The organism is Gordonia marina, assembly GCF_052036135.1.
GTDB lineage: Bacteria > Actinomycetota > Actinomycetes > Mycobacteriales > Mycobacteriaceae > Gordonia.
This window is the reverse complement of sequence record NZ_JBPSDN010000100.1, coordinates 1-1,054: the sequence shown is the minus strand read 5'-3', so window position 1 is coordinate 1,054 and position 1,054 is coordinate 1. Positions and strand designations below refer to the sequence as shown.

Sequence of the window (1,054 nt, the reverse complement as noted above, 5' to 3'; positions counted from 1 at the left end):
GAAGACCTCCGGGCAGGATGTGGGCTACCACACTCACTCCAAGCCACGGAGGTCTTCGTGATCCACGCTAACGCACCATTGACTCCGGAGGGACGCCGACGCTTGGCGGTGCTGGTCGTCGAGGACGGCTGGTCACTGCGGCGGGCGGCCGAACGGTTCCAGTGTTCACCGGCCACGGCCAAACGCTGGGCTGATAGGTACCGGGCCGGACACGACCTCATCGACCGCAGTTCCCGGCCCCGGACCAGTCCCCGCCGACTCGATCGCCGCACCGAACGACGGATTGTCTCACTGCGCTGCACCCGCCGGTGGGGGCCACACCGCATCGCCTACCACCTGAAGGTGCCGCGCTCGACTGTCGGTCGTGTCCTGGCCCGCTACAACATGCCGCTGCTGACCCATCTCGATCAGGCCACCGGGCTCCGGGTCCGGCGGTCAGCACCGGTGCGATACGAGGTCGACAGACCCGGGCTGCTGGTCCATGTCGACATCAAGAAACAGGGAAGAATCCCTGATGGTGGTGGGTGGAGAGCCCACGGCCGCGGCTCGGCCCAGGACAAGAACGCCGGCCGGGCCCGCGATCAGGCCACCCGCGGTGGGGCACCCGGGTCACGCGGCTACCGGTACCTGCACCACGCCGTCGACGACTACTCCAGGATCGCCTACTCGGAGATCCTCGACGATGAACGTAAGGAGACCGCCGCCGGGTTCTGGCAACGCGCCAACGCGTTCTTCGCCGGGACCGGGGTCACGGTGACTGCGGTGATGACCGACAACGGTTCCTGCTACCGCTCCAAAGCCTTCAACGCCGCGTTGGGCGCGCACGTCAAACACAAGTGGACCCGCCCCTACCGGCCCCAGACCAACGGCAAGGTCGAACGATTCAACCGGACCCTGGCCGCCGAATGGGCCTACGCCGCCCCGTACACCAGCGAAGCCGACCGCGCAGCGGCCTACCAGCTCTGGCTGCACTACTACAATCACCACCGACCCCACACCGGGATCGGTGGCCTCGTCCCCTCAGCCCGCGTTCACAACCTCACGGGGAAGTACA

The 1,054-nt window shown here is 67.3% G+C and carries 1 protein-coding gene; it reads left to right on the top strand.

What is annotated here, in order from left to right; all coding sequences use genetic code 11:
- Nucleotides 1-57: 57 nt before the first annotated feature.
- Nucleotides 58-1,054 (top strand): IS481 family transposase (locus tag ACSEEN_RS21455; protein WP_440714259.1); only part of this gene is annotated, 997 nt, incomplete at its 3' end.